At 65.7% G+C, this 1,065-nt stretch carries 1 protein-coding gene; it reads right to left on the bottom strand.

The features are described from left to right. Positions 1–32: 32 nt before the first annotated feature. Complete coding sequence (locus ACIPIA_RS16910) at positions 33–914, bottom strand: LysR substrate-binding domain-containing protein (protein ID WP_400511156.1); 882 nt, start codon at positions 912–914, stop codon at positions 33–35. Positions 915–1,065 lie beyond the last annotated feature (151 nt).

The raw sequence follows: 1,065 nt of genomic DNA, 5'->3' as shown, positions 1-1,065 counted from the left end.
AGCCTCGGCCACGCTTTCAGGGGCGGTCCGGGCTACTCCGCCGCCACCTTGAAGCTCGCGAGATTGTCCAGGCTCTGGATGATGTGCTCGGCCAGCGCGTTCGACAGAACCGAAGGGTCGAAGCGCGTGCGCAGCAATCCGATCTTGCAGGAGGGCAGGGTGGCGAAGCCTTCTGACGGCCCGAGGATCCGCATGCCCGGCCGCACCGCGCTTTCCGGCAGCACCGATACGGCGAGCCCCGCGAGAACAGCGGCACCGACCGCCGTCGAGTTCCAGCTCGCATAGAGCACGCGGAAGCGGCGTCCCTTCGATTCCAGCGCATCCACCGCAGCCTGCCGCCAGTTGCAGGTCGGCCTTCCCAGCGCCAGCGGCAGCGGGTCCTGCTCATGCACGCCATGGCGCGCCGATGTGACCCAAAGCAGGGGCTCGATGCGGATGATCTCGCCCTGGCCACGGCTTTCGACATGGGTGATGATCGCGAGGTCGATGTCGCCGGTCGCGATCCGCTCCGCCAGCATCGGCGTTGGCTCGCAGACCACGGTGACCTCCGCCCGCGGATTCGAGTGCGCGAAGCGGGCCAGGATCTCCGGCAGGTAGCGGTCGGCATAATCGTCGGGCACGCCCAGCCGGATGCGCCCCTTGAGGTCGGCATCGGCGAAGGACGCCACGCATTCCAGGTTAAGCCGCACGATGCGGCGGGCATAGTCGAGCAGTCGCTCGCCGTCTTCCGTGAGCTTGGCATGGCGGCCATCGCGGCCGAAAAGCGGACGGCCGACGCGCTCCTCGAGGCGCTTCATCTGCATGGAAACGGCCGACTGGGTCTTGAAGACGATCTCGGCGGCACGGGTGAAGGAGCCGGTATCAGCGATGGCGACGAAGGTCTTGAGCTGATCGGCGTCGAGCACATGAGCCATTGTCGGTCCCCATTCACTGTTCATCAATATCAGTGTTGAGTGACATCATAACCATTCGTTTGGCTGATGACCAGAGCCTCGCTATGGTCCCCGTACTCTCCGGGTTCCCAGTCAATGGCGTGTCCGGGCCGGGCGGAGAGGCCGAGCCAAC

The organism is Allobosea sp. CER48 (genome assembly GCF_044752385.1).
Taxonomy (GTDB): domain Bacteria; phylum Pseudomonadota; class Alphaproteobacteria; order Rhizobiales; family Beijerinckiaceae; genus Allobosea.
This window is presented reverse-complemented; position numbering and strand designations above follow the sequence as displayed.